At 48.6% G+C, this 25,452-nt stretch carries 23 protein-coding genes and 1 other annotated feature; of the genes, 4 read left to right on the top strand and 19 right to left on the bottom strand.

Annotated features, from left to right (window positions below):
• Nucleotides 1–75: 75 nt before the first annotated feature.
• Entirely contained in the window at nt 76–921 is an 846-nt protein-coding gene (gene comER / locus BAZ21_RS14535; protein ID WP_068501938.1) for a late competence protein ComER, read from the top strand.
• Here comER and leuS read toward each other — a convergent pair.
• The 16 genes from leuS to spoVAC form a co-directional block, all read right to left on the bottom strand.
• A complete protein-coding gene (leuS, locus tag BAZ21_RS14530) occupies nt 902–3,340 on the bottom strand; it encodes a leucine--tRNA ligase (protein ID WP_068501933.1) in 2,439 nt (812 codons plus the stop codon). The two genes, comER and leuS, sit on opposite strands and share 20 nt — an antisense overlap.
• A gap of 61 nt (nt 3,341–3,401) precedes the next feature.
• Nucleotides 3,402–3,659: a binding site (T-box leader), on the bottom strand.
• A gap of 121 nt (nt 3,660–3,780) precedes the next feature.
• On the bottom strand, nt 3,781–4,554 hold the full coding sequence (locus BAZ21_RS14525) for a class I SAM-dependent DNA methyltransferase (RefSeq protein ID WP_068501930.1): 774 nt from the start codon (nt 4,552–4,554) through the stop codon (nt 3,781–3,783).
• A 2-nt stretch (nt 4,555–4,556) separates the two neighbouring features.
• Nucleotides 4,557–5,465 (bottom strand): CvfB family protein, encoded by a 909-nt coding sequence (locus tag BAZ21_RS14520; protein ID WP_068501927.1) that lies wholly within the window; start codon nt 5,463–5,465, stop codon nt 4,557–4,559.
• Entirely contained in the window at nt 5,462–5,809 is a 348-nt protein-coding gene (gene rsfS, locus BAZ21_RS14515; RefSeq protein WP_007431300.1) for a ribosome silencing factor, read from the bottom strand. Before rsfS ends, BAZ21_RS14520 begins: the two co-directional genes overlap by 4 nt.
• Complete coding sequence (yqeK, locus tag BAZ21_RS14510; RefSeq protein WP_010345307.1) at nt 5,806–6,402, bottom strand: bis(5'-nucleosyl)-tetraphosphatase (symmetrical) YqeK; 597 nt, start codon at nt 6,400–6,402, stop codon at nt 5,806–5,808. The genes rsfS and yqeK overlap by 4 nt, the downstream gene beginning before the upstream one ends.
• Entirely contained in the window at nt 6,386–6,976 is a 591-nt protein-coding gene (nadD, locus tag BAZ21_RS14505; RefSeq protein WP_068501922.1) for a nicotinate-nucleotide adenylyltransferase, read from the bottom strand. The genes yqeK and nadD overlap by 17 nt, the downstream gene beginning before the upstream one ends.
• Before the next feature lie 18 nt (nt 6,977–6,994).
• Nucleotides 6,995–7,291 (bottom strand): ribosome assembly RNA-binding protein YhbY, encoded by a 297-nt coding sequence (gene yhbY, locus BAZ21_RS14500; RefSeq protein WP_025718850.1) that lies wholly within the window; start codon nt 7,289–7,291, stop codon nt 6,995–6,997.
• A gap of 69 nt (nt 7,292–7,360) precedes the next feature.
• Nucleotides 7,361–8,233 (bottom strand): shikimate dehydrogenase, encoded by an 873-nt coding sequence (gene aroE, locus BAZ21_RS14495; RefSeq protein ID WP_068501920.1) that lies wholly within the window; start codon nt 8,231–8,233, stop codon nt 7,361–7,363.
• A gap of 107 nt (nt 8,234–8,340) precedes the next feature.
• On the bottom strand, nt 8,341–9,468 hold the full coding sequence (gene yqeH, locus BAZ21_RS14490; RefSeq protein ID WP_068501916.1) for a ribosome biogenesis GTPase YqeH: 1,128 nt from the start codon (nt 9,466–9,468) through the stop codon (nt 8,341–8,343).
• Complete coding sequence (locus BAZ21_RS14485) at nt 9,461–9,991, bottom strand: YqeG family HAD IIIA-type phosphatase (protein ID WP_068501914.1); 531 nt, start codon at nt 9,989–9,991, stop codon at nt 9,461–9,463. Before BAZ21_RS14485 ends, yqeH begins: the two co-directional genes overlap by 8 nt.
• Before the next feature lie 145 nt (nt 9,992–10,136).
• On the bottom strand, nt 10,137–12,383 hold the full coding sequence (locus BAZ21_RS14480) for a DUF4129 domain-containing transglutaminase family protein (protein WP_068501911.1): 2,247 nt from the start codon (nt 12,381–12,383) through the stop codon (nt 10,137–10,139).
• Complete coding sequence (locus BAZ21_RS14475) at nt 12,380–13,627, bottom strand: DUF58 domain-containing protein (RefSeq protein WP_068501908.1); 1,248 nt, start codon at nt 13,625–13,627, stop codon at nt 12,380–12,382. Before BAZ21_RS14475 ends, BAZ21_RS14480 begins: the two co-directional genes overlap by 4 nt.
• Before the next feature lie 3 nt (nt 13,628–13,630).
• Nucleotides 13,631–14,590, bottom strand: coding sequence for an AAA family ATPase (locus BAZ21_RS14470; RefSeq protein WP_068501905.1), 960 nt, complete (start codon nt 14,588–14,590; stop codon nt 13,631–13,633).
• A 207-nt stretch (nt 14,591–14,797) separates the two neighbouring features.
• On the bottom strand, nt 14,798–15,154 hold the full coding sequence (spoVAE, locus tag BAZ21_RS14465; RefSeq protein ID WP_068501902.1) for a stage V sporulation protein AE: 357 nt from the start codon (nt 15,152–15,154) through the stop codon (nt 14,798–14,800).
• Nucleotides 15,151–16,173: a stage V sporulation protein AD gene (gene spoVAD, locus BAZ21_RS14460; protein ID WP_068501901.1), complete on the bottom strand. Its 1,023-nt coding sequence runs from the start codon at nt 16,171–16,173 to the stop codon at nt 15,151–15,153. Before spoVAD ends, spoVAE begins: the two co-directional genes overlap by 4 nt.
• On the bottom strand, nt 16,173–16,676 hold the full coding sequence (gene spoVAC, locus BAZ21_RS14455; protein ID WP_068501898.1) for a stage V sporulation protein AC: 504 nt from the start codon (nt 16,674–16,676) through the stop codon (nt 16,173–16,175). The genes spoVAD and spoVAC overlap by 1 nt, the downstream gene beginning before the upstream one ends.
• Nucleotides 16,677–16,859: 183 nt before the next feature.
• On the opposite strand from spoVAC, the gene BAZ21_RS14450 reads away from it, so the two are divergent.
• On the top strand, nt 16,860–17,939 hold the full coding sequence (locus tag BAZ21_RS14450; protein WP_068501895.1) for a M42 family metallopeptidase: 1,080 nt from the start codon (nt 16,860–16,862) through the stop codon (nt 17,937–17,939).
• Nucleotides 17,940–18,038: 99 nt separating this feature from the next.
• Here the strand turns inward: BAZ21_RS14450 and BAZ21_RS14445 are convergent, their stop codons facing one another.
• Nucleotides 18,039–18,755 (bottom strand): metal-dependent hydrolase, encoded by a 717-nt coding sequence (locus tag BAZ21_RS14445; protein WP_068501892.1) that lies wholly within the window; start codon nt 18,753–18,755, stop codon nt 18,039–18,041.
• A 178-nt stretch (nt 18,756–18,933) separates the two neighbouring features.
• Entirely contained in the window at nt 18,934–20,085 is a 1,152-nt protein-coding gene (locus BAZ21_RS14440; protein WP_068501889.1) for an iron-containing alcohol dehydrogenase, read from the bottom strand.
• 284 nt (nt 20,086–20,369) lie between these two features.
• Between BAZ21_RS14440 and BAZ21_RS14435 the strand changes: the two genes are divergently transcribed.
• The gene (locus BAZ21_RS14435) at nt 20,370–21,083 is read left to right on the top strand and encodes an expansin EXLX1 family cellulose-binding protein (protein WP_068501886.1); all 714 of its coding nucleotides are present in this window, start codon (nt 20,370–20,372) and stop codon (nt 21,081–21,083) included.
• Between the two features lie 221 nt (nt 21,084–21,304).
• Nucleotides 21,305–23,566, top strand: a complete 2,262-nt coding sequence (locus BAZ21_RS14430; RefSeq protein WP_068501883.1) for an AraC family transcriptional regulator — start codon at nt 21,305–21,307, stop codon at nt 23,564–23,566.
• A gap of 341 nt (nt 23,567–23,907) precedes the next feature.
• Here BAZ21_RS14430 and BAZ21_RS14425 read toward each other — a convergent pair whose 3' ends face one another.
• The gene (locus BAZ21_RS14425) at nt 23,908–25,449 is read right to left on the bottom strand and encodes an extracellular solute-binding protein (protein ID WP_068501880.1); all 1,542 of its coding nucleotides are present in this window, start codon (nt 25,447–25,449) and stop codon (nt 23,908–23,910) included.
• Nucleotides 25,450–25,452: the final 3 nt, after the last annotated feature.

Raw genomic sequence — 25,452 nt, 5'->3', positions numbered from 1 at the left:
GGTCAAGACCGGGTGCATACACTAAGAAGAATGACAGCGTCTATACCGCAAAGTATGAAAGGAGGACGTTGAACAATGAAAGTTGGATTTATCGGGACTGGCAGCATGGGAAGTCTGCTAATTGAATCTTTTATTCAATCCAATGCACTTAAGCCACTGCAAATATCAGCAAGCAATCGAACGCATTCCAAGGTAGCCGAGCTGGCCGGTCGTTATCCAGGTTTGCATGCAGCCCAAAGCAACCGTGAAACGGCAGCGGAAAGCGATATTCTGTTTATCTGCGTGAAGCCGCTGGAATCAAAAGCCGTAACGGATGAAATACGCAACGTCATTACAGAAGAGCAAATCGTCGTATCTATCACAAGTCCGGTGCAGGTACGTATTTTGGAGCATGCACTGAAAGCCAAAGTGTCCAAAATTATTCCGAGCATCACCCACCAGGTGGGGAGCGGAGCCTCACTATGCATCCATGGCAGCCGGATTACAGAGGAGGACCGTTCCCTTCTGGAAGAGCTTATGTCTCACATTAGCAGGCCGATTCGGGTTAAAGAGTCTTATACGCGGATCACGTCGGATTTCTCCAGCTGCGGACCTGCTTTCCTGGCCTTTTTTATGGACCAGTGGATTCAAGCAGCCGTTCAAGCCACGGGTATAGACCGTACGGAGCTAGGTGCCCTGGCCGGTGAAATGATCATCGGCACAGGAAAACTGCTCACGGAAGGCGGGATGACACCAGCCGAGTTGCAGGCCAGGGTAGCAGTTCCCGGAGGTATTACCGCCGAAGCCCTTGCACTGCTGGACAACAGCCTGCACAGTGTCTTTCCCGAACTGATACGGGCTACACACAACAAGTATGAGGAGGACATGCAAAAGGTAGATGTCTCCTTTGGCTTAAAACCGATTAACCGGCAACAATATTAACCAGCTTGCCTGGAACAGCGATTACCTTACGAACCGTTTTGCCAGCCAGCACTTGCTGAACGTTGTCCAGCAACAAAGCAAATGTTTCCATCTCTTTGGCATCAAGATCCTTGGCAATCTTTGCACGCTGCACGATTTTACCATTCACCTGCACGACAATTTCCACTTCGGCGTCCACCGTCCATGCTTCATCATAAGCAGGCCAAGCCGCGTAGGTAATGCTCTCGTTGTGCCCCAGCAGCTGCCACAGTTCCTCGGCCAGATGCGGTGCAAGCGGCGACAGCATTTGCACGAAGGTTTCCATCGCTGCACGCGGCAGAAGGTCTGCTTTGTATGCATCGTTGGTGAAAATCATCAGCTGGCTGATCGCCGTATTAAAGCGAAGCGCATCCAGATCTTCAGTTACTTTTTTCAGCGTTTTATGCCAGGTCCGCTTGAACTCATCGCTTCCGCCGTCATTTGTAATTTTATCATTCAGGCTACCATCCTCGGAAACAAACAGGCGCCATACGCGGGACAGAAAACGATGCGCTCCCTCAACTCCGTTCTCGTTCCATGGCTTGGTCGCTTCGAGCGGCCCCATGAACATCTCATAAATACGCAGCGTATCGGCGCCAAACGTATTCACAATATCATCAGGATTAATGACATTACCGCGCGATTTACTCATTTTTTCATTGTTATTGCCCAAAATCATGCCCTGGTTGACCAGTTTGTAGAAAGGCTCTTTCGTTTCCACTACCCCGAGATCATACAGTACCTTGTGCCAGAAACGGGCATACAGCAAGTGAAGAACCGCATGTTCCGCTCCGCCAATGTACAGATCAACAGGCATCCATTCGCGCTGCTTCTCCTTGGATACAAGCTCTTTATCATTTTTCGGATCAATAAAGCGCAGGTAGTACCAGCAGCTTCCTGCCCATTGCGGCATCGTGTTGGTCTCGCGACGTGCTTTCATACCTGTCTCAGGATCAATAGTTTCTACCCACTCTGTCGCATTGGCCAATGGGGATTCACCCGTGCCTGAAGGCTTGATGTTATCCATCTCCGGCAGCATGAGCGGCAGCTGATCCTCAGGAACCGTTTTGATCGTACCATCTTCCAGATGAATTACCGGAATAGGCTCACCCCAATAGCGTTGGCGGCTAAACAGCCAGTCACGCAAACGGTAGGTTACTTTGCCCTGTCCTTTACCCTCGGCTTCCAGCCATTCGATCATCTTCGGAATCGCTTCCTCGTTGATAAGTCCATTCAGCGGGCCTGAATTGACGTGCGGACCATCCTCGGTGTATGGCTCATTAGCCACGTCTCCACCTTGGACAACCTCAGTGATTTTCAGTCCGAACTTCTTGGCAAATTCCCAGTCACGTGTATCGTGACCCGGTACAGCCATAATTGCGCCTGTTCCGTAGCCTGCCAGCACATAGTCGGCAATCCAGATCGGCAGCTTTTCACCATTCACCGGGTTCACCGCATAAGCACCTGTGAACACGCCTGTTTTATCCTTAGCCAGATCCGTACGCTCCAGATCGCTTTTACGAGCAGCTTGCTCACGGTACTGATGTACTGCATCCTTTTGCTCAGGTGTAGTGATGAGTTCCACCAGTTCCTGCTCTGGGGCCAACACACAGTAGCTTGCACCAAACAGCGTATCCGGACGGGTTGTAAATACCGTCAGCTGCTTGTCATGGCCTTCGATTGGAAAATGAACCTCTGCCCCGGTAGATTTACCGATCCAGTTCCGTTGCATGTCCTTAATGCTCTCGGACCAGTCCAGCTCCTCCAGATCGTCCAGCAGACGATCCGCGTATTCCGTAATTTTCAGCATCCATTGACGCATTGGTTTACGGATGACCGGATGACCACCACGCTCACTCTTACCATCAATAACTTCTTCATTCGCCAGCACTGTTCCCAGTGCAGGACACCAGTTCACAGGCACTTCAGCTACATAAGCAAGACCGCGCTTGTACAATTGGATGAAGATCCATTGTGTCCATTTGTAGTAATCAGGATCAGTTGTGCTGATTTCACGCTCCCAGTCGTACGAAAAACCGAGTGATTTGATCTGACGGCGGAAGTTATTTACGTTTTTCACCGTAATTTCACGCGGGTGCTCACCTGTATCCAGCGCATGCTGCTCAGCAGGCAGACCGAAGGCGTCCCACCCCATCGGATGCAGTACGTTGTAGCCGCGCATTCTTTTATAACGCGAAACAATATCCGTTGCCGTGTAACCCTCCGGGTGGCCTACGTGCAGACCAGCTCCAGACGGGTACGGGAACATATCCAAAGCATAAAACTTCGGTTTGCCCGGCTCTTCCCCGGTACGAAACGTCTTGTTCTCATCCCAATATTTCTGCCATTTTGGTTCAATACTTTGCGGTTGATAGCCGTGCTTCGGCTGTGTGTCTGTCATTGTCATTTCCTCCTCAAACGGTATGCAACAAAAAAACCTCTGCATCCCTTAGCGTGTCAGCGCTAGGGACGAGAGGTTATATTCCCGTGGTACCACCCTAGTTAGCAGAAAGCGTTCTTCGCGTTCTACTCCCTTTGCACCTGATAACGGAGGTGATCCGATGCGAGTTAATAACAGAATATAGGCACCTATATAGGGCGTTCCTGCGTTGGGCGCATATCTCCGAGGTGAGTTCACTTTGCCCTGTCAACCGGCTTGCACCACCCGCCAGCTCTCTACATGTCCAGACAAAACTACTATTCCTCATCAGCGATTGTTTAACCGTTAATAATGGCACTATTATATTGAAAACCGCGAAAAAAGTCAAATAAGGACTACACGCCCTTCATGTCATCATGAAAGCGCCCTTCTTTTTCCCATATTCTCATAATAAAGCTTCACTATTTTACAGCAACATAAAACAGTCTCACCGCGTCATCCTCTGCTTCTACCCATTCAAAATCTGCATACACCTTCACATCACGAAAACCCGCTTTGGACAATCCTGCCTTCATCCAGTCCGGGTCATAGGCACGCTGCACATGAATTTCCTCGAACCGCTGATACAGATCGCGTCCTTCATTTTCTGCTCTCGCAAAAATACTAAGATGATGCTCAATTTCACAGCGTGGCGTATCCAGCGCACAGGTCCATATATACGAGATGGAGCGTTCGTCCAATACAAAAGGCTGCTCTTCATCATAACGTACAAACGTCTGGGGATGATGTACATCAAACAAGAAGGTTCCGCCGGGCTTAAGACCTGCATACGTTCTGTGAAACGTAGCCGTTATATCTTCTTCCTCCAGCAAATAGTTCAGGCAATCGCAAAAAGAAATCACCGAATCGACTGGCTCGGGTAAATTCCATTCCCGCATATCCTGCTGCAGCCAGCGGACGCTTCCCTCACGAAACAGCCGCTGTCCTTGCGGAGTCGTTTCCATTTTGCGACGGGCTACCGCCAGCATATCAGAGGATAGGTCAATGCCGGTCACCTCGAAGCCCGAGTTAACCAGGGGAATCGTAATGGAGCCCGTTCCGCAGCCCAGCTCGGCCACCGTATGCGGCATACCATACTGTTCCCAAGCCTGCCGTGCAAAGCGCAACCAGTCCGGGTACGGCATATCCTGCATTAGCTCATCATACACATAGGCAAACTTCCGGTAAGAAGCCATTTTTATTCCTCATTCCCGTCCTTCGGTTTAGGCATTTTTTCCACCAGGTAGGTCCAGTTTTCCTTTTGTATAACCAGTCCTTCCTTCATCAGCTTGCCCATCGCACGCTTGAAGGCAGATTTACTGATGCCAAACCGTTGCTTGATAATGTCGGCCGGGGTTGCGTCAGAATAAGGCATACCTCCGCCCGGGCGCTCTTTCAGAAAAGCGATCAGCCGATCCGCATCCTCATTACGGCCCACTTCCTTGCGTGGCGACATCGCCAGATTGACACGGCCGTCTTCACGAACAAGCGCGACCCGTACCTTAACCTCTTCGCCCAAGCGGAGCATCCGGTTACGTTCCGAGGAATGAATCATACCAATGGCCCCAAAACCAAGCACCCCTCCGTCCACCAGGACAAATGTGCCCATCTGAAGCGGCTTGTACACGGTCGCCTGCACCCATGTATTTTTCCACGAATCAGGGGCATGGAAGCACAGCGGAGCCAGTTCCTGCTCTCCTGCCAGCTTGGCCCGCAGTCTGCCTTGCTTGTCATGTTCCATGATCGCATATACGTAGTCGCCCACCCGAGGATGCAAGTCCCGGTTCTCCGGCAGCTCGCGAATCGGCAGCAAAAGCTGGCGACCCAGTCCCATTTCCAGGAAGCATCCCAAGCGCGGGTGGACATCAGCCACCTCAAGCTTTGCCATTTCGCCCAGCGACAAGAACGGCTTTTTCATGGTTGCGGCCAAACGGTCCTCTGTATCGTAAAAAATAAATACCTCCAACCGTTCGCCTACCTCGATCTCGCGTGTCAGCTCCGAATAATGCAGCAGCACATCCTGCTCACCGACGGTGAGAAAGTAGCCGAAAGGGGACACCTCACGGTCCACCATAATGGTGACATAAGTACCAGCAATCAGACTCATACCTTCTCCACAACCTTAGCATCCGACCAAAGTCGTTCAATGTTATAATATTCGCGCTCGTCGCGATGGAAGACATGCACTACGACATCCCCCAAATCCATCAGAACCCAGCGTGCGGAATCCATGCCTTCGATACCTTTGATTGTTACACCTTCATCATGAGCACGTTTGCGAATTTCTGTTACAATCGCCTGTACCTGTGTATCCGAATTACCGTGGCAGATCACAAAATAATCCGCTACAAGTGATACTCCACGCAAATCCAGTGCAACAATATTCATTGCCTTTTTATCATTAGCAGCATCAACCGCAGTTTGCATTAATTGCTCATTCGTTAGGGTCATTCATGAACCTCCGTTTTTCTCTGTTTTAGTTGTTGAATCAAGTCATTGCGAGACAAGACCGTCAAAGGAAAAATAACCTTTTGCTTCTCCAGCAACAATGAAATCGTAGAGTCAAATCCAGCGACAAGCCCTTGCTCCAAACTTTTTTTGGCCTGTTTTCGGATATGATCGACCCCGGGGAAATCCCGGCCCGGCTCGATGTAATCAGCAAGACACACGACTTTATCCAGCAGGCTCATGCCTACACGCCCTGACGTATGCCAGCGAATCGCATTTCGTATTTCCGGATCATCCACCCCGTAATCTCTTGCGGCAACACAGTATCCCACCTCAGAATGCCAGAGCTGTTTGTCATGCTCCAAAAGCTCCTGATCACATTCGGGATGACTGCGAATCACTTCTTCCATCTGCTGAACAGGCCAATATTTCGCTACATCATGCAAAATAGCCGCCAGTTCGGCCTTCTCCGGGTCCGCACCATAACGCTTGGCTAGCTCCACGGAGGTATGCATAACACCCAGCGTGTGCTTCCAGCGTTTTTCAGGCATCTGACCGGATACGGCCTCCATCAATTGCTCACGGCTGTACTTCATACAAACCGCCCCTTGTAATATAGTCATGCACACGGTCAGGCACAAGATAACGAATGGTACGCCCTTCCGCAGCACGTTCCCGAATATCCGTCGATGAAATGTCCACCACTGGCATGTCCGCCAGCAATATCTTGTTCTCTAAATAATGCGGCAACTCATGTAATGCAAGCTGGAATCCGGGACGTCTGACACCGATAAAGCAAATTCGCTGCGCCAGCTCCTCAATTCCCTGCCAATGAGGTAAGTAGTTGACCATATCCGCACCAATAATAAAATAAAAATCCACCGCAGGGTGCAGCTCCTGGAGCTCCTTGATCGTGTCAATGGTATAAGATACCCCACCGCGAAGCACTTCAATATCCAGCACTTCAAAAGCGGGATGACCCGCCACCGCTTCTCTCGTCATCTCCAGACGCTCCGTACCGCTCGCCCCCGCCTGGTGCTTGTGCGGAGGGATATGAGAAGGCATAAACCATACTTGATCCAGCGCATAGGCATCCCTTGCCGCCTCTCCAGCCAGCAGATGCCCAATATGAATCGGGTCAAATGTACCGCCCATAATACCGATTTTCATAGTATTCTCCCCGCGTGTTTATCCTCTTGGCAGCTCGATTTGCTTGTGATCACGGGATTCCTTGTACAAAATAATGGTGCTCCCGATGATCTGCACAAGCTCGGAACCTGTTTCCGCAGCCAGCTCTTCCGCAATTTCATGCTTGTCGTCCAGACAGTTGTTCAAAATTTGCACCTTCATCAGCTCACGTTTTTCAATCGCATCGTTGATGTGACGCATAAGATGCTCATTTGTGCCGTTTTTCCCTACTTGAAAAACCGGGTCCAAATGATGCGCCATTGAACGCAAATATCTTTTTTGTTTACCTGTTAACATGTATAATTAACCCCTTCATCGCCACATATGCAATGCGGCATTTCCATAATTTTAAATGTAAAATCTGACCTATGACAGGCTTCTTAGCACCGCCGTTCTCATCTGGTCTACCGCCGGGGCAACCCCCGTAAAATACTCAAAGGCCACTGCCCCCTGGTACACGAACATCCCCAAGCCACCATGCACAATACAGCCACGTTGTTCACGGCTTTCACGTAAAAGCCTTGTTTCCAGCGGGTTATAAATCAAATCACTCACAATGATTCCCTTCGGAATCAAGCTCGTTTCCAGTGGAAGCTCATCTGATAAGGGAGACATTCCCACCGAGGTTGTATTGATCAACACATCCGACGTTGCAAGCACGTTCTTCGCCTCACTGTTGGCATAGCCCGTTACCGGAATCGCTTCCGTCGTCCACTCCTGTGCCAGTTGCTCAGCTTTGTCGCGTGTTCGGTTCAGAATAATAACCGATTCCGGCTGCTCCTCCAAAAGAGCATGAATCACGCCGCGAGCAGCCCCTCCGGCTCCAAGAACGGCAATTCTTGCACCTTTCAATTCCACCGAAGTCTCTTCCTTAAGGGAACGCACATAGCCGATTCCGTCGGTATTGTAACCCTTGAGCCGTCCGTTGTCATTCACAATTGTATTGACGGCGCCGATCAGCCTGGCCCCTTCATCAATCTCATCCAGATATTTCATAACCTCAACTTTATGGGGAATTGTCACATTGACTCCGCGGAAATGCAATGCCCGAATTCCCTTCACGGCATCCTCCAACTGATCCGGCTTGACGTGAAGAGGTACAAAATCCCCTTCAATTCCCGCTGCCTGCAAAGCTATTTTATGCATAAGAGGCGATTTGGAGTGCTTGATCGGATCCCCCAATACGCCTAATAGTACAAGACCTTGCTCGGTCGCTCCAGACTCCCCGCTGCTGCTCATCGTTGATCTCTCCCATACTGCAAAATATTAGGCTGCACAAATACATGAATGGCGGCAGGAACCTGAACATGTTCCTTGCCGCCCTATAACATGGCTTACAACATCCGTTAAATCAACGCAGGCCGCAAAAGGACACGGATTCCCCGAGGGACATGAACCGCTACCAGAGCTCCGCTCTCGCTATTCACCCTGATCCATCCCAGACCGGAAATATAGATGTCCGATGGAGCTTTACGGGGAACACGGAACTCATGTCTCGTCCATTCCGGCATTTCTGCCAATTGATCGCGCGTTGGCGGAGAGAGCAATTCCCCGGCATGATCAGCGAACAGTTGATCTGCCCGCTCCAGCTTCGTGCGATGTATTTTTAGTCCACCGTTAATGTAGCAGGTAAAGGATTGATGCTGACCTTCTATAAAATCAAATCGGCCCATACCGCCGAAAAACAAGGTCTGCCCGGAATCCAGTTGATAAGCAGCAGGCTTCAGTGGCTTGTCCGGCATAATGGCGCTCAAATCCTGACGGGAGACGATTTCACTGAACCGCCAAGGATACACAATCCCTGGAGTATCAATAATATGCTTGCCGTCATCGAGTGGAATATTCACCATATCGAGTGTGGTTCCCGGGTAACGGGACGTTGTAAGCTCCTGTTCCATATCGCTATAATCACGAATCAAGCGGTTAATGAGAGTGGATTTACCCACATTTGTCGCACCGACCACATATACGTCTCGGTTGCCACGCAGTTCGGATACCACATCCAGCAAACGGTCAAAGCCCTGATTTTTCTTAGCCGAACACAGTACAATATCTGCCGTACGCAGTCCTTGCTCCTTCGCTTGCTTTTGTACCCAGTTACGAACCTTGTTCCAATTCGTTACCTTAGGCAGCAAATCGGTCTTGTTGACAGCCAGTATAACCGGATTGGAGCCTACAAAACGTTGCAGGCCGGAAATCAAGCTGCCTTCGAAATCAAAGATGTCTACAATGTGGATGACGAGCGCGTCCTTGTCCCCAATCTGACTGAGCAGCTTTAAGAACTCGTCCTGGTCCACTGCCACCGAAGACGTTTCATTATAATTTTTGATCCGGAAGCAGCGCTGACAGATGACAGGCTCCCATGTAAGCAATTTTTCCGGGATATATCCCGGGAGTTCCGGGCTAGTAGTCTGCATTGTGATACCGCAGCCGCTACATTTGACGGCAGTTCCGCCGTCAGGTCTTTCAGTCATTCTTCTTTTCCTCCTCAAGCCATAAGCCTTTCTTACGTAACCTTGTGAGCGCGATTCGCTCCAACCGCCGATTAAAGCGGGTCATGACTCCTTCATCATGGATGGATATTGGCAATACCAACACCGTATGCAATCCCAGTCGGTTGCCACCTAATACGTCCGTCAACATTTGGTCCCCGACCATCATAGTCTCTTCCGGAGTAAGCCCCATCATACGAATGGCTCTGCGAAAGGACGAGTTGGAGGGTTTCCGTGCAGCATGTATAAATTCAATGTCCAAAGGTGTAGCAAACATAGATACACGGTTCATATTGTTATTGGACACGATGACAAGCTTAAAACCCGTCTGTTTGACCTTTTCGAACCAGGCCACCAGCTCGGGAGTCGCATTCGGCGCTTTTGCGCCGACCAGCGTGTTATCCAGATCCGTAATAATGCCGCGATATCCTTGAGCATACAAGCCTTCAAGATCAATATCAAAGACGGTATTCACCCGTAATTTGGGCATGAGCATTTCAAACAACGTCGGTCACCTCAGTTTCATACGACAAACTATACCATATTACTATGGCTTAGTAAAAAGCTATCCGCAACAAACGGACAGCTTTTTTACCCAGCCTATAGATAAAGATTATAAAATCGGCGGCATTTGAGCCTGGAGAAAATGACTACACTTTATCTTTCTGACCTGGCGCAGCTTTTCGTCCAGCCCATCGTCTTGCCCGTCCTTCCTTATGCAACAGGGAAACCTGCTTTCGAACCTGGCGCCAATCCTCCACGGTTACTGAAGATGGACTATAACGCGCTTGCTCAAACCGTCTGAGCAGCTGTTGTAAAATGGCAGCACGTTCCGGTGCTTCTATCGACCATCTGCCAACCGATTCTCGCAGCGTCTCGTGACTGGCACGCCCAAATCCCTTTCTTCGCATGTACCCTAACCAGTGCTCTGTTTCGACAATTACCTTTTCATCTGGGGTCAGCGGCTTCCCTCTGCGCAAGTGCAGCAGGTAAAAGTGGATATCCGCGCGATTACGCCAGACAATATATGCAGCCCACAGCACAAGGATCGCAGCCGCCACAACTATAAAGGCCGGATGAATCTTTAACCCTTCCTCTGGATTAACCTGAGGAGCCTGTCCAGGCTGTTCCGGTTCAGGCTGATCCTTCACCTCGGGAGCATCAGGCGTCTTTGTATCCTCCTGTTCGGTAAGCAACGGCATATCAAAGCCCGGCGTAGCTTCTACAGGAACCCAGCCGTATTCACCCAAATATACTTCCGCCCAGGAATGGGCATCTGCATTTGTTACAGAGTAAGAGGACATATTTTCACCAGCATCGTCCGTTGTTGCTTCATCTGAAAACGTCTGCTGACCAGGCGCATATCCTTTGACCCAACGGGCCGGAACCCCAATCGAACGAGCCATCATGACTAGCGAAGTCGAGTAATAATCGCAATAGCCCTCTCGGATTTCAAACAGAAAAGCATCTACAAAATCCTTGCTTCTTTTTCGTGAGAGGTCCGGATTATTGGTATATACATAATTTTGCTGTAAATACTTCTGTAGCAGTCCGACCTTTTCATACGGCGTTTTGGCTGTTGACGTTATGTTTCTAGCCAAATCGCGCACTCGCTGCGGCAATTCATCTGGAATTTGCAAGTAAGCTTCCTGTTTGTTTGCCCCATATAGATCACTAAAGGTTTTTGTACGCAGCGTCTTCTCGGAAATTACAGGCACATGTGATACCAGAGTATACGTTTTGGGATAAGCAGTTCTTCGGGAGCCTGCGCTCCAAAACAGTTCTGCCTGTTCCGGATTCCAACGTAACCCATTGGCCCGAGAATCTCTGTCCACAGATTGAACACGATGTATCGAATAGGCGCCAAACAGAACCGGATAACTCTGATCATTTTGCATCGTAATCGTTTGAACGACCTGTTCGGTCGAATGCCGCGTTTCCTGTGTATTTTCCAGTTCTGCGGTCATGGACACATCATTTAGTGTTTGATCATCGTTGCCGGCATCACTCCAGCCTGTACCCGAATAGATCCGTTTCGACTCCCCCCGCCAATAGCTTCGCTGATTGGTCGTAATGGTCATAACAGGAGAATAATCAAAATTAAAACCTCCACCCAAACGATTATCCTGGCGACTATAGCCCGACGCAGTGCTCATCCGCTGATTCATCGCCCCAGGTCCATTGTTGGTCCCGACAGTAGTAGAGCTATTCCGCTGAGTCCACGCCGTATAGGGGTCTGTCAAGGCGGGCTGTACCTCTGGCATATTCACGCCAACCATGATAATCAGCGCGAAAATAACCGCAATATTGGCTGCGATTTTATACGGATAGCGGCGAATATGTTTCCAGCCTTGTGGATAATGCTGGCGAAAATACTGCAAATGCTGCGTCACCAGCCAGCCCATACCGGCAAAGACAATCCACGCTATTTCCTCCCAGAGCACCGTTGGCGTGAATGAATCAAGCACCGCCAGCGCAGCAATATTGAGACCTACAAATACGATAATTCTTTGCTTGGTCGTAACAATGAGCGGCACCATTTCAATGATTAGCCAAGCAATCAGAGAAAACCAAATATAAGGGGACATATTCGATATGAATTGATCCAAGCGGTTGGCTGCACCCCCGAAAGGGATGATGATTGAGTAGGCCACGAGTGTCCGATACAAGATAAAAAAGAGCGTCGCCGCCTTAATGATAAATTCAATCCATGGTCGAAATGGCAATAAAATTTTCACCAGAGCCAGCATCGTAATGGTCATTAATACAAGTGTTCTTGTCTCCTCCATCCACAATTCGGAAGCAAAGGACACCCATTGCATGGCAATAATAATAATCCACAAAAAGGTAAAGGCCAGCGCCCACGAACCCTTCAACGATTGTAACCAGCTCTTCATAGTGTCCCTCCTCCCATTACAGCCGGGAGCTCTTCAAGGCTCGGAATATGATAGCCTTGTATTCCCCTTGTACGAAGCATGCTTAACCATTCTTCAGCTTTTACCTCAGCGGAGCCTCCTCCAATTCGGACGTGGCATGGAGTCATCCCCCGGGTATCAGCCCAGCGAAGAAGTTCCAGCGCCTGCTGATCCTTCAACGGACTGACCAGCACAAAATAGCAGCCTTGTGGAAATTGACGAACACTGCTCTCCACAGCAGCCATCAAGCTGGCTTGTGAAGTCATGTGTATGTCTACCAAATGATGCATCATCCGTTGTCGTTCCATCATCTGCTCACTGGGTTGAAAAACAGTGCCTTTCTCTCCGGCCGTGCACAGGCCGACCCCCATTCGCTCCCGTCCGCCATATTCCAGCAATGAAGCGGTAGAGGACACAGCCAGTTCGAACTGGTCAGCGTTTATGTAATGCTTCGTTTGCAGGTCCAGTACAAGCATGGTTTTGGGAACCGTTTCATGCTCAAATTCCTTGGATTTCCAGCTACCTGTACGAGCAGTCGCATTCCAGTGGATACGTGAAAATCGGTCTCCATATACATAGTCTCGCACACCGTTAATTTGCGTCGTTTCACGCCGTGTTCGAGTTTGAACCGTTTGCGGCCCGGACATCCTTGAGCGACGGTCATTCACCTGCCAATACGGGATGAATACCGTTCGGGGCAGTACCCGAAATTCACCGCGTGCGTTCAACCTGCCTTTGTGCTCTAACAGGCCGAAGATGTCCTCACTGACACATTCGGTTTCCTCAAAATGATAGCTGCCCCGCTCTAAAGCAGGAGTCTGGAATGTAAGCTGCCCGCTCCCCTTCAGACTGGGAATGACGCTGTCCTCAAACGACCAGGACTCGCCTGTATGTCGCTTGAGAACCTCACGGACAATGATATACGGCAACGGAAGAAAGCCAGGGATACGCAGATCCAGCTTAACATGCACCTGATCTCCCGCATGCAGCAGCTCGCCAAACTCCGAGCCATGCGACAGATGCCGTGAGCCTTGAACACGACGGACCCCGCTCAGACCAACGATCCATAAATAAACACCCATCAGCGTAACCATACACAACAGCATCACTGACGTCTTGCCGCCCTGAAACAACAAATACAGCAGGCACACCAACCATATGACCATCAGAAGCCAGATGCGGCCGGACAGACGGGGAACCCTGCGTTTTCTTTTGACCATATTCATTCCCTAAGAACGCTCCATCCGTACAGGTACATGAACCTGCCGGAGAACAGCCTGAAGCACGGACTGGGCGTTCGAGCTATCCAGACGCGCCTCGGGACGAAGCAACAACCGGTGCGTCAGCACATAGGGTGCCAGCACCTTCACATCATCAGGCAGCACATAATCACGGTTGTTCAAAAAAGCGTACGCCTTGGAGGCCATTACAAAAGCAAGCGCTGCCCGTGGGCTGGCTCCCAGCAGCACCGATGGATGTTCTCTCGTCGCACGCACAATATCAAGTAAGTAGGACGTCACTGCCTCGTCCATATAGATTTCTCGGATTTCCTGCTGGATCGCAGCAATCTGTTCCATATGGGCTACAGCCTCCAAACGGTCTGCCGGCTGCCCCACCTGATGATGAAGCAGCATGCTCCGCTCTGTCTCCATGTCAGGATAGCCCAGACTGATTTTGAGCATAAATCGATCCAGCTGCGCTTCCGGCAGCATATAAGTACCTTCAAAATCAATCGGATTTTGTGTCGCACACAGCATAAAAGGATGAGGCAACATATGCGTTTCCCCATCCACCGTCACACTGCGCTCTTCCATCACTTCCAGCAGAGCCGATTGAGTTTTCGTCGTGGCGCGGTTAATTTCGTCCGCCAGCAAAATGTTTGTCATCACAGGACCCGGACGAAAATAAAAACGTTCATCCCGTGGATGAAATATGGAAACCCCCGTAATATCACTTGGGAGAATATCAGGATTACATTGGACACGGCGGTAATCACCGCGCATGGATTTAGCAAGAGCCTTGATCATTTGCGTTTTTCCCGTACCCGGAACGTCCTCGATCAGAATGTGCCCACCTGCCAGCATAGCCGTAAGCAGTAATTTTATTTCAAAGGATTTTCCTAATATACATGATTCTAGATTCGAACGGATTGCAGATACAATCTGCGCAGATTCTTGACGTACGGGCATAACTCAGTAAACCTCCTAGATAGCAACATGTTTCCTATTATTGTACATGAAGGCGGGCACAGAGTACACTTAACCCCTTTCCCATATTCTTCAAAATGCATCCTTCCTTCGCATCATGCCGTGTGTACAGCATATCAAAAGCCCTCCGGTCATCAGACCGAAGGGCTCACGTATATACTTATTCACTTCACTTATGTCATATTTAAATTATATACTTCCCTTTGGACGAACAAACAAGCATGCCAGAAAAGAGAAAATTATCGCCGAGGAAATCCCTGCACTAGTCACACTAAAAATCCCTGTAATGACACCAAGCCATCCGTCCTTCTCCAATTCGGTTAAGGCGCCGTGTACGAGTGAGTTGCCAAAACTGGTAATTGGAATCGTCGCACCTGCTCCTGCAAATTTGATAAGCGGATCGTAGATCCCGATGCCATCTGCAATGGCACCTGCTACCACCAACGTACTCATCGTATGTGCCGGTGTCATTTTAAGCCAATCCATCATTAACTGGCCTACGACACAAATGGCACCGCCAACTAAAAAAGCCCATAGATATATCATACTTGTCCTCCCGCTTCGAAAGCCACAGCATGTGCAATGCAGGGAATGCTTTCTCCCTGTTGTGTGGACAAAGGAGATAGCAAAGCCCCGGTTGCCACAACCAGTACCTTTTTCAGTTCTCCCTTTTCAATCCGCTTTAACAGATGCCCGTAGGTTACCACAGCCGAGCATCCGCAACCACTGCCGCCTGCAATGACTTTCTTTTGCTTATTGATATCGTAAATCAGTAAACCGCAATCATTAAATTCCGTCTGATTCATATCGTACCCGTCTTTTTTTAGCAGCTCCTTGGTAATCGGTAGTCCTACCGAAGCCAAATCCCCCGTTACAATGAGATCATAATAACCAGGGTCCCGGCCTGTATCCCGAAAATGAGACAACAGGGTATCCGCCGCTGCCGGAGCCATAGCTCCGCCCATGTTAAAAGGGTCTTTGATACCCATATCCATAACACGCCCAATGGTAGCGCAATCCACCACTGTGCCTGTCTTGGCATGACCCACCACTACAGCGCCTGAGCCTGTAACAGTATATTGAGCCGATGGCGGCTTCTGTGATCCATATTCGTTAGGATAACGGAACTGCTTCTCCGCCGTACAGTTATGACTGGTCGTACCCGCCAACACGTAGTCGCCCGCCTCTGAATCCACAATAAGCGCGGCCAAGGCCAAGCTTTCCATCGAGGTTGAGCAGGCTCCAAAAACACCCAAATAAGGAATGGCCAGCTTGCTGGCAGCAAAGGAACTGCTGATAATCTGATTCATCAGATCACCACTGATAAAAAACTGCACTTCCTCTTTGTTTAGATTGGCATTTATTAGCGCCAGCTCAGTAGAATGCTCAATTAATCTGCGTTCCGCTTTTTCCCATGTTTTCTCGTTAATTTCGATATTGTCATAAATATAATCAAAATCTGTGGACAACGGCCCCTCACCTTCATCCGGGCCTACAACGGTTGCACTCCCAATGATGCGCGGTCTCGACTCAAACTTCCAGGTTTGTCCTCCCTGTCTTTTCATTAGTGATGGCCCCCCAAACCGAGGATGGCATATATAACACCCACGACAAATGCGGCCACAACCCCGAATACGACAACCGAGCCTGCAAGCTTAAACATATTTGCGCCCACTCCGAGCACCAGTCCTTCGGAACGATATTCCAATGCCGCTGAACACATCGAGTTAGCAAAGCCTGTAATGGGGACAGCGGTTCCCGCTCCCGCCCATTGGGCAATCTTATCGTAAACCCCGATGCAGGTTAATATGACTGATAGCAAGATCATCATGGATGAAGTCGGCGCAGCAGCATCTTTGGCAGAAAGGTGCATACCTGCCATAAAAGCCTCTTGAATCGCCTGCCCAATCACACAGATGACGCCCCCAACCAGAAAAGCGCGCACACAATTGGCAAATACCTTTCTGGAAGGTTCATGCTTTTGTGAAACACTCTGATAGTCCTTCTCATTTATGGACAGCGGGGACGTATTGGTACGAAAACCGCGTTGCCCTGATTTAGCTGGCATCATTCACCACCCCTTTTACCGTAAATTCCGCACTTGGCGGTTCTGATTGTTGAGTCCTTATCATTATTAGCTTTATGGGGAATTGTTATGTCAGGAAAATGATATCGTGGACATTCCGTACAAATGCATTCATACTGATTACATGCGACCACTGGTTAATTAATAAGGAGTGAGGTATGCAACATGGAATCAAAAACATTGGAATTGTTTAAAACTTTAACGGAGTTTCCTTCCATTCCAGGTCATGAGCGAGAGCTGCGGGCATGGGTTAAAGAGCGGATATCCGATTATACGGACGAAATCGTGCAAGATCGGTTGGGCAGTCTTTTTGGCGTTTTGCGCGGTGAAGAGAGCGGACCACGTGTGATGGTGGCAGGCCATCTGGATGAGGTCGGATTTATCGTGAACGGGATTACGGAAAATGGAATGATTCGTTTTCAGCCGGTTGGAGGCTGGTGGAGTCAGGCCATCATGTCACAACGTCTTCAGGTGCTAACTCCAAACGGACCGGTGATCGGTGTAGTCGGCTCCGTCTCGCCCCATTTGCTGGATGAATCTCAACGCAGCAAGCCTATGGACATCAAGCATATGTATCTGGATATCGGAGTAGACAGCCGTCAGGAAGCGCAAAATCTAGGGATCGTACCTGGAACGGCCATTGCACCGATCTGTGAATTCACGCCACTCGCGAATCCCAAAAAAATCATGGCTAAAGCATGGGATAACCGCTATGGCGTGGGCTTGGCGATTGAACTGCTGGAGGCATTACATAAGGAAAAGAACAAACTCCCCAATACGTTGTATGCAGGAGCTACGGTTCAGGAGGAAGTGGGGCTGCGCGGTGCACGCACAGCGGCCCATCTGATTCAGCCGGACATTTTCTTTGCACTGGATTGCAGTGCTGCCAACGATATGGGCGGAGATCCGAATACATACGGTCAGCTTGGCAAAGGTGCCCTGCTGCGGGTATTTGATCCAGGTATGATTACACATCGCGGAATCGTAGAATATGTACAGGACATGGCGGAAACGCACAAAATCAAATATCAATATTTCATTTCTACAGGGGGAACAGATGCAGGTCAGGTGCACTTGAGCGGAATTGGCGTACCCTCCACCGTCATTGGCATTTGCGGACGATACATCCATACTTCCTCTTCTATTATTCACACCGATGATTACGATGCAGCCAAAGAGCTGATCGTCAAGCTGGTACAAAATCTGGATCGTACCACGCTGAATACCATTATTGAGCGCGCGTAAGAGGTAATAGAGAGGTTCCATCCTATTAAAAAACAGTCAAAACACGTTGTACGTGCATTGACTGTTTTTTAGATTTGATAGAGTTACAGAATGGAAGTCTCAAATCAGCTGCTTATAGCGAAGCAAAGCAATAATAACGAGCACGGTCGTTAAAGCAATGCAGATGCTCTCTACCTTGGCCCCCTTGCGGGTTCCGGTGCTCATGAGCTTAAACCGCAGCTTCCATTTGAACGGCGGCAAAGGTTTAATACCGTTATTCGTCAGGGAATCAGCCAGTAAATGCAGCAAGTACGCCATACCTCCGGCCAGCCATATGCTATCCCCATGCAAACGGGTCGTACCGTACAGCAACGCAGTCCATGCCGCTGTTCCGTACACCGTGTGTGTTAAGCCCCGATGCGGGACAAGTGTACAAATAATCAGCAGACACCCGGCAATGTAATTCCACGGTGCATATGCTTCCCCGTACCAGGCTAAGCCGATACCAATTAAAAAAATAATGACCTTGCGCATGGATCGTGAAGGCATAAAAGAAGCGCTGATCATCAGCAAAGCCAGAACAAGATTCCACGGCGGCGGGGCCACACGGGTGAAAAATACCCAGCCGGCAGCCCCAATCATCAGAAGCTGCACGAGTCTAAGCATTTTCGTAGGCAATGCACGACTCACGAGCATCGAATTAGGTTCGTCAATATCCGGCAACAGTGAACCAACAACAGCAGCAGCCACGGCAGCTGGAGTCACTTCGTGTCCACTCAAAGCTAATACCGACAGGGAGACCCCGGTTCCAATAATCAAATGGGCTCTTCCCATCATGGTGCATAACATCCTTTCGTTGCAGCATACAACAGAGTTCAACAACACTCCATTTAAATCAGCATGATTCGATTGTATACGACAAAGAAAAGGAGAACAATAGTTCGCTTATTCTATTTAAAGGATATCGTCCAAAAGTCCCAGTCCAAATATTCGCGTTTGAGTACAAACATACGCTTTAAAGTATTTTTTGAAACAGAGCAATAACTTCTTCTTTGGTCGGTTGAAATGGATTACCAGGTGCACATGCATCTTTCATCGCATGCTCTGCTAACAGATTGAGGTCCGGATCGGTTACTCCCAGCTCAGACAAACGTTTCGGGATTCCGACCTCCTGGGATAAACTACGGATGGCATCCACAACAAACTCAGCGCATTCCTCGTCAGTTCGCCCTTTGATAGAAAATCCGATCGCCTTAGCGATGGGTCTGAATTTACGGGGAACATGCTGTGCATTCGCCTCCTGTACATAGGGCAGCAGCATCGCATTACACACACCATGCGGAAGATCGTACACACCACCGAGCTGGTGGGCCATCGCATGTACATATCCCAAGCCCGCATTATTGAAGGCCATTCCCCCCAGAAAAACAGCGTATACAAGCTTTTCCCGGGCTTCGATATTTTGACCGTTCTCCACAGCCAGAGGCAAATAACGGAATATAAGCTCAACAGCAGCTAGCGCTGTGGCATCCGTAACCGGATAGGCTCCAGGAGTAACCAGTGCCTCAATCGCGTGTGTAAGCGCATCCATACCTGTTGCTGCAGTTAATTCAGCCGGTTTTCCCACCATTAATTCAGGATCATTGACAGAGATGGAAGCCAAACTGTTTTTATCAACCATAACCATTTTGATCTTGCGCTTCTCATCGGTAATGACATAGTTAATCGTGACCTCGCTGGAAGTCCCTGCGGTTGTATTCACCGCCACAATCGGAACGGATGGCTGCTTGGATTTGTGAACGCCTTCATATTCTGAAATATGTCCTCCGTTTGTAACAATGATGCCTATTGCTTTGGCCACATCCTGAGGCGATCCGCCTCCCACCGAGACGAGAACATCACATTTATTATCCTGAAATACCTTAACCCCTTCGTGAACATTGTCACAGGTAGGGTTAGGCTGGACTCCGTCATACACCATATATGGAATTCTATGCTGCTCCAGCACAGCGATTACTCGATCTGCAATCCCGTTTCGGCGCAACCATTTATCTGTCACGATAAGCGCTTTCAAAAATCCCCTCTCTTGCAATAACGGTCCCAGATCCCCAAGACAGCCGCTTCCCATTAAGTTTACAGGCGGTACATAAAAGACATTCGTTCCCATACTCAAAGACCTCCTCTTTATGCTTATCGTTCTCCGGTTATCTCTACCTTCTATTATCAAGCTACATCTTTCTGAGTCTACCACCTGTTCTATAATCAGTCTGCGAAAAAAAGCACAGTTTACCCGCTTCCCAAAAAACACGCCATATGGCCTATGCCCATGTTAACAAATATTTTATATATATTTTTTTGCCTTAAAGGCCTATTGTGTAATTTGAAATATTAGGTAATATAGTGTTTATATTTACTATATAAATCTATTAATTGAACAAGGAGGAAATGATTATGCAAAAAAAATCTGCGTTCCGCAAGTTTAAAACTGTCGGTGTGGCATCGCTGCTCAGTCTTGTTTTGTTCGCTCTTCCCGCTTCAGCAGCCTGGAATGATACATACACGGGATACGCCACCTATACAGGATCAGGTTATTCGGGAGGGGCATTGCTGCTTGATCCCATTCCTTCAGATGCCAAAATTACAGCTCTTAACCCCACCCAGCTGAATTATAATGGAATCAAGGCCGCATTAGCCGGCGCCTATCTGGAAGTTCAAGGCCCCAAAGGGAAAACAACCGTATATGTAACGGATCTTTATCCTGAAGGTCCAAGCGGCGCGCTTGATCTGTCTCCAAATGCGTTCAACCAGATCGGCAATCAAATTGATGGAAAAATCAATATTTCATGGAAGGTTGTCAAGGCTCCGGTTACCGGTAATGTCTCCTATCGCATTAAAGAAGGCAGCAGCAGATGGTGGGCAGCTATTCAAGTACGCAATCATAAATACCCGGTCTTGAAAATGGAGGTCCAACAGAACGGACAATGGCTCAATCTTGAAAAACAGGACTATAACCACTTTTTGGGCACTAATTTAGGCAACCAGCCTCTCAAAATCCGGATTACAGACATTCGGGGTGTCGTACTGAACGATACCATTCCAGCTCTAGCGGAAAATGGCTCAGGCGGAGCCTATATCGTTAAAGGCAACGTGCAATTCCCTAACTGATTCCACTACCGTCAGCTTTCTTTCGTCTGAACTGACAACCTGGCCGGGAACCGACGCAATCCAATCTGCGTAAGGTGTTCCCGGCCTTTTTACGAAAAAGTCATGATTTTTCACAAAAAATCGGTTTGTTCACTGTCCTGTTCACAGCAACAAACGTATAATGAATACATAAATAGGGTGTACTGTACAGCTATGTGCACACAGACAGGAGGCCTGTCCATATGAGCAATTTCAAAAAGCATCACAAGCTTCACAGCAAATTGCTGATCAGCATCACGTTATGTATCACGCTAACGTTGCTGGTATCTACCACTGTATATTATTTCTACTATATTCGGGTGGAAAAGGAGCAGGCGTTCGAGGCCAATCATGGCAGCTTGACATTGAGAAGCAAAGAGGTCATTAACATGACATCTATTGCTCAATCACTGGCGTTTCAAATGTATCGCAGCAGTACCCTGTCCAAGCTGCTGTATTATCCCAAGCCCAATGTATATGATGTAACCGCTGCCATGAGTGAATTAAATAATTATCTCAATTCGATGCCGTATATTGAGTCCATCTATGTGTATAATCCCAAAAGCAGAACCTTCTACATTGCATCCTCACGAGGCCAAAATGGGTTATTCAGCAAAAATGAGCTGGTGGACACAGATATCATTCGGGTATTGGATCATTATCAGGACTATAAACCATTCACACCGATCCCGCGCACGTATCCGCTGCTGTCTGCCTCAGACTCCGTAGCTGGAGCAGAGCAAGCAAGCACACATATCGCAGCTTATACGTATTTATGCTATGACGCAATCAGCTCGAATGAAGCCATGAATTCGGCCGTGATTGTGAATGTGTCTGCATCCTGGATGAACAAGGAAATGGCGGAAAGCCCGGCCTCAGGCGGAACTGCTTATATTTTGGATGATCAAAGCAGACTGTTGTCCGGCACAACACTGACAGAAGAAGCTTTGAACGAACAAGAGCAGCTATGGCTGCACACACGAGTCAAAAAGCAGGAAACAGGCTACTTTGTAGAAGACTTCCATGGTAAAAGATCACTTATTTCCTACACCTCTCCGGATGGTCTAGGCTGGCAGTATATTAGTGTCACTCCGTATGAAAGCGTTATCAAAATGGCGAGTGTCATTCGTAATGCCATGCTCCTGATAGCCGCCATCATTGCACTCGCAGGCTTCGTGGCTTCGTGGCTGCTGTCCAAAAAGCTGTATACACCTATTGGGCAGATTGTTATTCATATGAATTCGCTGGAATCGGAGAAACGCAACAGTATGTACACGATTCGGCAAAATATTTTGCGGAATATTATTCGGGGTATCCAATTGCTCCCTGGCGGAGAAGAGCCAGAACGGTTGCGTGAGCTTGGAATTACATTCCAGTTCGACAAAGACTACCGTCTTGTACTATTGCGGATCGATGAGTATGCCCGATGGCAAAACGAACGCGGCCCTGATCTTCTCCCCTATAAATTTGCCATTATGAATATTGCTTCTGAAATTTGCGGGCAGACGTACCGGGTGGAAACCGTTGATATGGACGAGGACAGCATCCTGCTGATGCTCAATATTCTTGATCCCGCGGAGTATACAGACCCGGTACTGCTGGAAACCTTATTGCGCCAAATACGCGAAGCCTGCTTTGAATATTTGAAGCTGAGTGTATCGCTCACCTATAGCGCCATCACGAGTCAGCCGGAACGGTTGCATTTGCTGTACCGCCAGGTACAGGAAGCGGCCATGCACCGATTCTTTCGTGGTCATGGCTGCATTATTAATGCACAAAACACAACTGACGAAGATGTGCAGAATACTTACGTATACCCGGCAGATAAGGAGAAGAAAATGCTCGATACGCTGCTATCCGGTCATACCAAGGATGCTCACAGCATGTTTAAAGATTTGCTGATGCATATGGAGGAATATCCGTTTTCCACCGTTAAGGTAGCGATATCCCGACTCATCATGAGTGTCAATAATGCCGTTCGGCATATGAGCGAGCGCAATGGATTTGCAATGGAATCCAAGCCTGAATTACCATCCCCGGATCGATTAGAGACCGCAGTGGATCTTATCGAGCATTACCAATTGGTCTTTGATCATGTTCGCTCTAGTCTGGCGGATAAACGAAATACGAAGCAGGAACGACTGGTACGACAAATTAATGAACGAATTGAGCAAGCTTATGCTGATCCCGACTTTTGTCTCAATCAGATTGCGGAAGAGCTGGATATGTCGCCGATCTATGTCAGCAGGCTATATAAACAACAAACGATGTCCACCATCGTAGACGTCATTCAACAGCTGCGCATTCGCAAAGCCTGTGAGCTGCTGGAGCAGACCGACTGGTCAGTGGCTGACGTGGCAGAGCAAACCGGATTTGCGAGCAGCTCTTATTTTCACCGCATGTTCAAGCGCAGTTTGGGCGTAACGCCAACAGATTTTCGTCGTTCTAAAGCGAATGCTCAATAAACGAGGCATAGTTAGGCGCTGTATGCGACCGCTCCGAGAACGGAACGTTGCTCCCATCGCTGTTGTCTCCGGATTTTTGGATTTTCCCTTAGCGGTATAAATCCGGAGACAAAGGCGAGCGCTGACGCTTGTACGCAATCGTTCCACCCTCTCCGCTGCTTTTAGCGGGTCACCTCCTGCCAACTTCAAACTTCTCAAAGTAAACACTTTCTATTCACCACAGCCTTCGTGAATGCCATAAAAAATAGACTGACATTAGAAAAGCAAGCCTCCAACTTTCTGGAGACTTGCTTTTCTTCTTTATATCATAACAACTTTTGAAATCTCGCTTAGCTTGCAAACTATTTAATACCCTTCTCCTTCACGTAGGCTTCCCATTGTTTGGTGTATTCCGTCTGGATTTTCTCCAGGCCAGCCTGGTTTGCCTTTTGCAGGAAGGTCTGTAAACCTTGATCCACATTGTCAATCAATCCAGCTTCGAGCGGATACAAATATTGCTTCTCAACCTGCTCCAAGGCTGCTTTTTCAGCTTGATAGGTTGTATAATCCTCTGCAAAGCCGGTAAACAGATCAGGCTTTTGGATTTTATCCAGCTCAGCGAAAATCTTCTTCACACGGTCAAAGCCTGAATCAAACAGCATGTACTCCGGATTACGCCAAGCCCAGCTGTTCATGCCTTCCCGTGAAAAACCGTTCGTACTGCCACTACCTATCATTTGATAGTAACCATCTTTGACTTCATAGTTCTTGCCTTCAATACCGTATTGTGTGAGCAGGTTATAGCGTTTGTCCGTCACAAGCTTTTCATAAAAGGCCAAGGCGCGCGCCGGATTAGGGCTGCTTTTTGGAATTGCAAAGCCGTTATGAATCGGATGCACCGGAGTTGCAAAACCCGTCGTCAGCGGAAACGGATAATATTCGAGCTTCCAGTCCGGGTGAGACGCTTTGAGCTTAATGACCATATCATTAAACCGGGTAGGATTGTCACCGAAAATACTCGCAGCTTTACCGGAAGTCACTTGATCCTGAAGCGTATCCTTTACGTTCAGTACATTTTTAGGAATGAATCCTTTTTCAGCCCAGCGTTTGTAAGTATTCAGCTCTTCCTTCTGCTCATCTGATCCCCAATACTTGTAAACCTCTGTTGGTTTTTCATACTTGATACCGATGCCATAAGGCAGAACTCCCACACTTTTTGTTACCAATTCGGAATAGCGATCATGCAGGTTCCCTTTAATATCGCTGTTCAGAGAGACCGGCTTCATATTAGGCTCATGCTGGCGGATACCATCCATATAAGCCTCGTAGCTCTTGATATCCGTAGGCTTAGGCAGGTTATACTTCTCGCGTAAATCCTCACGCCATACAAATCCGTTGGTTACATACTCCTTGTATGTGCCAGGCACGGTGTAAATTTTACCTCCGATTTTAACGCCATCCCACATGTCCTGGGGTACAAATTTTTGCAGGGCAGGTGCGGCCTTCGGGAGCAAATCATCAAGCGGAAGGAACGCGCCTTTCTTGGCGTAGGCCTGATACTGTGTCCAGTCTGCAGTGAAAATCAGGTCAATCGGCTGACCGGAAGACAACAGCAGCTTATACTTCTGGTCCCAGTCCGTCCACGTCGTATAGTTAAATTTGACGGTGGCATTCAGATCTTTTTCCGCCATTTTATTGATTTCAGCCTCAACGGCTGGCAGATCCTTTGGAGCATCACCCAACATATAAAATTGCAGCTGGACTTTTTGGGATTTATCATCCTCTCCGTTTGCCTTTTGCGCGCTGTTCCCGCTACCGCCTCCGCATCCGGCCAATAGCGCCATGATGACCATTACTGCAATCAGGATGGACATGCGTTGTTTTCTTTTCTTTGTAAATGTCATGTG

Origin of the sequence: Paenibacillus kribbensis, from assembly GCF_001705305.1 — a bacterium.
Taxonomy (GTDB): Bacteria; Bacillota; Bacilli; order Paenibacillales; family Paenibacillaceae; genus Paenibacillus; species Paenibacillus kribbensis_B.
Note: the sequence above shows the minus strand (reverse complement) of the source record. Positions and strands in the feature narration are given on the sequence as shown.

Coding starts and splice junctions, on each gene's coding strand:
- spoVAD (WP_068501901.1), bottom strand. CDS start 16,173: ATGAAAAGACAGGGAGGACAAACCTGGAAGTTTGAGTCGAGACCGCGC.
- BAZ21_RS14470 (WP_068501905.1), bottom strand. CDS start 14,590: ATGCCCGTACGTCAAGAATCTGCGCAGATTGTATCTGCAATCCGTTCG.
- leuS (WP_068501933.1), bottom strand. CDS start 3,340: ATGACAGACACACAGCCGAAGCACGGCTATCAACCGCAAAGTATTGAA.
- nadD (WP_068501922.1), bottom strand. CDS start 6,976: ATGAAAATCGGTATTATGGGCGGTACATTTGACCCGATTCATATTGGG.
- BAZ21_RS14525 (WP_068501930.1), bottom strand. CDS start 4,554: ATGGCTTCTTACCGGAAGTTTGCCTATGTGTATGATGAGCTAATGCAG.
- aroE (WP_068501920.1), bottom strand. CDS start 8,233: ATGAGCAGCAGCGGGGAGTCTGGAGCGACCGAGCAAGGTCTTGTACTA.
- yqeK (WP_010345307.1), bottom strand. CDS start 6,402: ATGAAGTACAGCCGTGAGCAATTGATGGAGGCCGTATCCGGTCAGATG.
- BAZ21_RS14435 (WP_068501886.1), top strand. CDS start 20,370: ATGCAAAAAAAATCTGCGTTCCGCAAGTTTAAAACTGTCGGTGTGGCA.
- BAZ21_RS14425 (WP_068501880.1), bottom strand. CDS start 25,449: ATGACATTTACAAAGAAAAGAAAACAACGCATGTCCATCCTGATTGCA.
- BAZ21_RS14480 (WP_068501911.1), bottom strand. CDS start 12,383: ATGAAGAGCTGGTTACAATCGTTGAAGGGTTCGTGGGCGCTGGCCTTT.
- BAZ21_RS14440 (WP_068501889.1), bottom strand. CDS start 20,085: ATGGGAACGAATGTCTTTTATGTACCGCCTGTAAACTTAATGGGAAGC.
- yhbY (WP_025718850.1), bottom strand. CDS start 7,291: ATGTTAACAGGTAAACAAAAAAGATATTTGCGTTCAATGGCGCATCAT.
- spoVAE (WP_068501902.1), bottom strand. CDS start 15,154: ATGATATATCTATGGGCTTTTTTAGTTGGCGGTGCCATTTGTGTCGTA.
- BAZ21_RS14445 (WP_068501892.1), bottom strand. CDS start 18,755: ATGATGGGAAGAGCCCATTTGATTATTGGAACCGGGGTCTCCCTGTCG.
- BAZ21_RS14475 (WP_068501908.1), bottom strand. CDS start 13,627: ATGAATATGGTCAAAAGAAAACGCAGGGTTCCCCGTCTGTCCGGCCGC.
- yqeH (WP_068501916.1), bottom strand. CDS start 9,468: ATGACTGAAAGACCTGACGGCGGAACTGCCGTCAAATGTAGCGGCTGC.
- BAZ21_RS14430 (WP_068501883.1), top strand. CDS start 21,305: ATGAGCAATTTCAAAAAGCATCACAAGCTTCACAGCAAATTGCTGATC.
- BAZ21_RS14450 (WP_068501895.1), top strand. CDS start 16,860: ATGGAATCAAAAACATTGGAATTGTTTAAAACTTTAACGGAGTTTCCT.
- spoVAC (WP_068501898.1), bottom strand. CDS start 16,676: ATGCCAGCTAAATCAGGGCAACGCGGTTTTCGTACCAATACGTCCCCG.
- comER (WP_068501938.1), top strand. CDS start 76: ATGAAAGTTGGATTTATCGGGACTGGCAGCATGGGAAGTCTGCTAATT.
- BAZ21_RS14520 (WP_068501927.1), bottom strand. CDS start 5,465: ATGAGTCTGATTGCTGGTACTTATGTCACCATTATGGTGGACCGTGAG.
- rsfS (WP_007431300.1), bottom strand. CDS start 5,809: ATGACCCTAACGAATGAGCAATTAATGCAAACTGCGGTTGATGCTGCT.